At 75.6% G+C, this 6,403-nt stretch carries 5 protein-coding genes, 1 tRNA gene and 1 pseudogene; 5 read left to right on the top strand and 2 right to left on the bottom strand.

The window, feature by feature from the left end; all coding sequences use genetic code 11:
- Positions 1-175: 175 nt before the first annotated feature.
- Positions 176-874 (top strand): annotated as a pseudogene (locus EF903_RS26845) (IclR family transcriptional regulator C-terminal domain-containing protein); the annotation flags it as partial.
- Positions 875-1,338: 464 nt separating this feature from the next.
- Here the strand turns inward: EF903_RS26845 and EF903_RS26840 are convergent.
- Positions 1,339-2,190, bottom strand: a complete 852-nt coding sequence (locus EF903_RS26840; RefSeq protein ID WP_125547425.1) for a LysR family transcriptional regulator — start codon at positions 2,188-2,190, stop codon at positions 1,339-1,341.
- Between the two features lie 158 nt (positions 2,191-2,348).
- On the opposite strand from EF903_RS26840, the gene EF903_RS26835 reads away from it, so the two are divergent.
- On the top strand, positions 2,349-3,371 hold the full coding sequence (locus EF903_RS26835) for a bile acid:sodium symporter family protein (protein WP_125547422.1): 1,023 nt from the start codon (positions 2,349-2,351) through the stop codon (positions 3,369-3,371).
- Positions 3,372-3,447: 76 nt separating this feature from the next.
- Positions 3,448-3,882 carry a (2Fe-2S) ferredoxin domain-containing protein gene (locus EF903_RS26830; protein ID WP_125547420.1) on the top strand — a complete coding sequence of 145 codons (435 nt, stop codon included), beginning with the start codon at positions 3,448-3,450 and terminating at the stop codon, positions 3,880-3,882.
- Here the strand turns inward: EF903_RS26830 and fdhD are convergent.
- On the bottom strand, positions 3,879-4,718 hold the full coding sequence (gene fdhD / locus EF903_RS26825) for a formate dehydrogenase accessory sulfurtransferase FdhD (protein ID WP_125547418.1): 840 nt from the start codon (positions 4,716-4,718) through the stop codon (positions 3,879-3,881). The genes EF903_RS26830 and fdhD overlap by 4 nt on opposite strands.
- A gap of 198 nt (positions 4,719-4,916) precedes the next feature.
- Between fdhD and EF903_RS26820 the strand changes: the two genes are divergently transcribed.
- Both EF903_RS26820 and EF903_RS26815 read left to right on the top strand, forming a co-directional pair.
- On the top strand, positions 4,917-5,858 hold the full coding sequence (locus EF903_RS26820) for a beta-ketoacyl-ACP synthase III (RefSeq protein WP_125547416.1): 942 nt from the start codon (positions 4,917-4,919) through the stop codon (positions 5,856-5,858).
- A gap of 140 nt (positions 5,859-5,998) precedes the next feature.
- A tRNA-Leu gene (locus EF903_RS26815) sits at positions 5,999-6,083 on the top strand.
- Positions 6,084-6,403 lie beyond the last annotated feature (320 nt).

Raw genomic sequence — 6,403 nt, 5'->3', positions numbered from 1 at the left:
GGGGGACGGCCGGGGCGCGGGCGGCGGCACGGCGGAGCTTCCCGCCGGGACCGGCCCCGCCGCCGCGATGCGGGCCGGGTCCGGGACGGCCGCCACCGCCACCGGTACCGGTACGGGTACGGGTACGGGTCCAGGTACGGCCACGGGTGAGGCGCTCGCCGAGGCACGGCGCGCGCTGGCCGTCGTACGGGTCCTGGAGAAGCACCCCCTGGGCGTACGAGCCTCCCAGCTCGCGCGGGAGACCGCCCTCGCCGAGCCGGAGCTCGGCCCGCTGCTGGCCATGCTGTGCGAGGAGGAGTACGCCTACCGGCCGGGCGCGGGCGTGTACGCGCGGGGGCCCGCCCTGGACCGGCTCGCCGCGCCGGGCACGGGCGGCCTGGCGGGGCAGCTCCAGCGCACGCTGTCGCTGGCGCGGGACAGCGCCGGGGCGGCCGTGTACCTGAGCCGGTACGCGGACGGCGAGGTCAGGATCACCCAGATGGCGGACGGGCCCGCCGCGCCTCCGGTGCGGGAGTGGGTGGACTTCACGGCGGCCGCGCACGCCAGCGCCGTCGGCAAGTGCCTGCTGACGCAGCTGGATCCGGACGGGCGGCGCGACCACGTCGCCCGGCACCGGCCGACCCGCCTCACCCCGCGGACGATCACCGACAGCCGGGCGCTGTTCTCCGCGCTGGACGCGGTGGCGCCCGGGGCACCCGTGTTCGACCTGCGGGAATACTCGCCTGGGGTCGTGTGCTCGGCCGTCCCCATCGCGGCCGGCGCCGCAGCGGGAAGCCTCGCGCTGTCGCTGCCCGCGACACACGCCCACCGGCTGCACGAGGCCACGGCGGCCCTGCGCCGCAAGGCCGTGCCGGTCCTGCTGGCCCTGCTGCTCTCCGGCGCCATCCCGCCGGACGCCCCGGCGGACGGTCCGGGAGCGGGGCGGCCCGGGTCGCCGGGGGACGCCGGCCGGGCTTCCGGGCGTACGGAGCGCCCCGGGCGGGGCTCCGGCCCGGCGCCGGCGGCGGCACCGCAGCCGACCCGGGTCACCGCGGAAACGCTGCGGCACCTGCGCAGCCTGTTCCGCACCCCGCTGGTCGGGGCCGCCGCGGCCGCGGCGGCCGGACCGCACCTGGTCAGCGACCCTGCGGCGGAGGCGGCGTACCTGTTCGAAGCCGGCCCGGACGGCGGGCCGCCCCGGCTGGCCCTCCCCCGCACGTTCGCGCCGCTGATGCCGGGCAGCCTGCGCACGCGCGAGGGGCTGGTGGTCCTGGGCACGTGACGCGGGGCCGCGGACAGGGGCAGCCGACCGGCGGGACGCATCCGCCGGCCCCGGCGCGTACACCGCCAAGGGGCGGCTCAGCCGGTCCGCGTCAGCCGGTCCGCGCCGGACAGTACCGCCGCGGCCAGCGCCTCCGCGGCCGCCGAGACGCGCGGTCCGCGGAGCAGGGCGAACTCCACCGGCCCCAGGTCCGGCAAACCGGGAACGCGGGCGAGGCCCGGCGGGACCAGTCCGCGGGTGTGCGCCATCACGCCCAGCCCGGCGCGGGCCGCGGCGACCAGGCCGCTCAGGCTGCCGCTCGTACAGGCGATGCGCCAGGCCCGGCCGTCCCGCTCCAGCACCTCCAGCGCCCGCGCCCGGGTGATCCCCGGCGGCGGGAACACGATCAGCGGCACGGGCCGGTCCGGATCCACGCGGAGGCCCTCCGCACCGATCCACACCATCCTGTCCCGCCACACCAGTCGGCCCCGCTCGTCGTCCGGCCCGCGCCGCTTCGCCAGGACCAGGTCCAGGCGGCCCGCGTCCAGCCGTTCGTGCAGCGTCCCCGACAGCTCGACCGACAGCTCCAGGTCGACCTCGGGGTGCTGCTGCCGGAACGCCACCAGGATCTCCGGGAGCCGGGTCAGCACGAAGTCCTCCGACGCCCCGAACCGGAGCCGGCCCCGCAGCCGGGTGCCGGTGAACCAGGCCGCGGCCCGCTCGTGCGCCTCCAGGATGGTCCGGGCGAAGCCGAGCATCGCCTCGCCGTCCTCCGTCAGCTCCACCCGGTGCGTGTCCCGCAGGAACAGCGGCCGGCCCGTCGCCTCCTCCAGCCGCCGCACGTGCTGGCTGACGGTGGACTGCCGCACCCCCAGCCGGCCGGCCGCCTGCGTGAAGCTCAGCGTCTGGGCCACCGTGAGGAACGTGCGCAACTGCACCGGCTCGTACATGGCGCCATCATCCCACGGCCATCACGCAGCGCGATGGCAGTCAGTGCGGTGTACGGGTTTCCCGATGAGCAGCGCGGGCCGACGATATGAGGGCGGTGCCGGCCGCCACCGGCCCGCCCGCCCCCGCCCCGTCGATCGACCGCAAGTGAGCCGCCGCCATGCCCCGCCGTCTCCGACTGCCCGCCCGGCTGCCGCTGGACCCGTACGTCCTGGCCCTGCTCGGCACCGTCGCCCTCGCCGCCGTCCTCCCCGCGCGCGGCACGGCCGCCACCCTCGCCCAGGGTGCGGCCACCGCCGCCGTCGCGCTGCTGTTCTTCCTCTACGGGGCGCGGCTGTCCACCCGCGAGGCGCTGGACGGGCTGCGCCACTGGCGGCTCCACCTGACGGTGCTGGCCTGCACGTTCGTGCTGTTCCCGGTGCTCGGGCTGGCCGCCCGCGGGCTGGTGCCGTGGGTGCTGACGCCGCCGCTGTACGGGGGGCTGCTGTTCCTGTGCGCGGCGCCGTCCACCATCCAGTCGTCGATCGCGTTCACGTCGATCGCCCGGGGGAACGTGCCCGCGGCGATCTGCGCGGGCTCCTTCTCCAGCCTCGCCGGGATGGTCCTCACTCCGCTGCTGGCGGCCGTGCTGGTCGGCGGCACCGCAGGCGGGTTCTCCGCGGACGCGCTGGTGCGGATCGCGCTCCAACTGCTGGTGCCGTTCCTGCTGGGGCAGGTCCTGCGCCCGCGGATCGGCGGTTTCACCACCCGGCACCGGGCGGCCCTCGGGCTCGTGGACCGCGGATCGATACTGCTGGTGGTGTACGCGGCGTTCAGCGCGGGCGTCGTCGCCGGGATCTGGCACCGCGTCGGGGTGGCGCGGCTGGCGGCGCTGCTCGCGGTGGAGGCGGTGCTGCTGGCCGTCATGCTGCTGGTGACCTGGTACGGGGCCGGCCGGCTCGGGTTCGGGAGGGAGGACCGGATCGCGATCCAGTTCGCCGGGTCGAAGAAGAGCCTGGCGGCGGGGCTGCCGATGGCGAGCGTGCTCTTCGGGGCGCAGGCGAGCCTGGCGGTTCTGCCGTTGATGCTGTTCCACCAGATGCAGCTGATGGTGTGCGCCGTGCTGGCGCGCCGCCGCGCCCGGGACCCGGAGGAGACGGCGGGCGCCGGGGCGGCCGTCGCGGCGGCGGGTGCGCGCCCGTGAGAGTGGCGCCGGGGTGTGGCGGAGGTCTCCCCCGACTGCGGACGCCCTTGCGGGCGGGGCCCGTTAACGTTCGGTGGTGACCTGGATACGCCCGCTCGGCGCCCGTGCCGAACGCCCCTGCACCCTCGTCCTCTGCCGCGGCTGCTGCTGCGGGGACCCGCGCAAGAACCCGGGGACCGACCACGCCGGCCAGCTGGCCCGGCTCCGGGAGGCGGCCGCCGCATCCGGCGGCCGTATCGCCGTACGGACGAGTGACTGCCTGGGGCCGTGCGCGCAGGCCAACGTGGTCGTGGTGCAGCCGGCGACGGAGGCGCGGCGGCGGGGCGCCCGCGCGGCGTGGTTCGGGTGGGCGCTGGACGACACGGCGACGGACGAGGTCATCGCCTGGGCGGAGGCGGGCGGCCCGGGTGTGGCCCCGCTGCCGGCGACGCTGGACCTGCACCGCATCGAGCCGCCGGAGCCGAAGACGGCGTCCGGTGGCCGGGGCGGCAGGTCGCGGCGGGGCCGCTAGCCGGCCTCGGCGGGGAACTCGATGCGTTCCTCGCCCGCGTAGATGTTCATGTCCCCGCCGCGCAGGAAGCCGATCAGGGTGAGGCCCGCCTCCTGGGCGAGGTCGACGGCCAGCGAGGACGGCGCCGAGACGGCCGCGAGGACGGGGATGCCGGCCATGACGGCCTTCTGGGCGAGTTCGAAGGAGGCCCGGCCGGAGACCAGGAGCACCGACCCCGCCAGCGGCAGCCGCCCCGCCTGCACCGCCCGGCCGATGATCTTGTCGACGGCGTTGTGGCGGCCGACGTCCTCGCGGACGTCGAGCAGCTCGCCGCCCGCCGAGAACAGGCCGGCGGCATGGAGCCCGCCGGTGCGGTCGAAGACCTTCTGGGCGGCGCGCAGCCGGTCGGGGAGCTCGCCGACGAGGCCGACGGGGAGGCGTAGGGGGTCGGCGGCGGGCGGGAAGCGGGTCGCGGTGCGGACGGCGTCGAGGCTGGCCTTGCCGCACAGGCCGCAGGAGGACGTCGTGTACACGTTCCGTTCGAGCGTGATGTCCGGCAGGGCGACGCCCGGGGCGAGCTGTACGTTGACGACGTTGTAGGTGTTGGAGCCGTCCTCGGCGGCGCCCTCGCAGTAGGTGACGGCGCGTACGTCGTCGGCGGAGCCCACGACGCCCTCGCTGACGAGGAAGCCGACGGCGAGGGCGAAGTCGTCGCCGGGTGTGCGCATGGTGATCGCCAGCGGTTTGCCGCCGAGGCGGATCTCCAGCGGCTCCTCCGCGACGAGCGTGTCGGGGCGCGCGCCGGGGACGCCGTCCCGGACCCTGACGACGCGGCGGCGCTCGGTGACCCGTCCCATGGTGTTCAGCCCGCCCGTCCTCGCCCGTGTCCGCGTACTCCGTCGTACACCTGTCGGGCCCATTGTCCCGGATCGGGCGGAGGCTGTGGAATCTCCAAATTCCCGGGCGGTAATCCTGTCGGAACCCTCGCACCCGTACCGACCGGTAGCCGGTCAAGCTGGGTGATCCTGACTGCCGTACGAGGGGGATTCGCGCCCATGACCGGTTCACGCGTGGTGGCGCTGGGGCACTACCAACCCGCCGGAGTGCTCACCAACGAGGACCTGGCGGCCATGGTCGACACCAGCGACGAGTGGATCCGCTCGCGCGTCGGCATCAAGACCCGGCACATAGCGGGAGACGACGAGCCGGTGGACGAGCTGGCCTTCCACGCGGCGGGCAAGGCCCTCGCCGGCGCGGGCCTCGTCCCGGACGACGTCGACCTCGTCCTGGTGGCCACCTCCACGGCGATCGACCGCTCCCCCAACACGGCCGCGCGCGTCGCGGCCAAGCTGGGCATGGGCGGCGGGCCCGCCGTGATGGACATCAACGTGGTCTGCTCGGGCTTCACCCATGCCCTGGCGGCGGCGGACCACGCGATCCGCGCCGGGTCCGCGAGGCGCGCCCTGGTGATCGGCGCCGACAAGATGACCGCGATCACGGACTGGACCGACCGCACCACCTGCGTCCTGACGGGCGACGGGGCGGGCGCGGCCGTCGTCGAGGCGAGCCCGGAGCCCGGGATCGGGCCGGTGCTGTGGGGGTCCGTCCCGGAGATGGGGCACGCGGTGCGCATCGAGGGCACTCCCCCGGTCTTCGCCCAGGAGGGCCAGGCCGTGTACCGCTGGACGACGGGCAGGCTGCCCGCGCTGGCCCGCGAGGTGTGCGAGAAGTCGGGGATCACCCCGGAGGAGCTGGCGGGCGTGGTGCTGCACCAGGCCAACCTGCGGATCATCGAGCCGCTGGCCCGGAAGATCGGCGCGGTGAACGCGGTCGTCGCCCGGGACGTCGTCGACTCGGGGAACACCTCGGCGGCCAGCATCCCGATGGCGCTGTCGAAGCTGGTGCAGCGCGGGGAGATCCCGTCGGGCGCCCCGGTCCTCCTCTTCGGCTTCGGCGGCAACCTCTCGTACGCGGGCCAGGTCATCGCCTGCCCGTGACGCCCGGGGCATGCCGCCCCGGTCCGGGACGGCATGCCCGCAGGTCAGCGAGCACCCCACCGCCGAATACCTGGTCGGAACCACGCCGAACTGCTGCTATTGTTGTCCATGTCGCCGCGGGAAACCGGGGCGGTCACCTGGTCCGGGTGGCGGAATGGCAGACGCGCTAGCTTGAGGTGCTAGTGCCCTTTATCGGGCGTGGGGGTTCAAGTCCCCCCTCGGACACCGACAAGAAGACCCCTGTTTCGGCAGGGGTCTTCTTCGTTTTCTGCGCCGTTCGGGGCGGAACCTCGCCCGCGGCGGGTTCCCGCCACTCGGGGTGGGTTCGCGGCCGGGCCCGTGGGCATGCTCTCCGCCGCTTCGTCGTCGTCCCGTCCCCGCTGTGCGTGCGGGGTGTCCATCGGGGGCGGCGGAGGCGGGGTGTGCGGAGAGGAGCGGGTGTGCGGGAGGTTGTGGTCCCGCCCGTGGTGGTGGAGGCGGCTGTCGGGGGGCTTGCCGACTGCGTGTTCCGCAGTGCCCGGGAGGAGCCGGGCCGGGTGGTCATG

It is taken from the genome of Streptomyces sp. WAC05292 (assembly GCF_003949955.1).
Lineage (GTDB): Bacteria > Actinomycetota > Actinomycetes > Streptomycetales > Streptomycetaceae > Streptomyces > Streptomyces globosus.
Note: the sequence above shows the minus strand (reverse complement) of the source record. Positions and strands in the feature narration are given on the sequence as shown.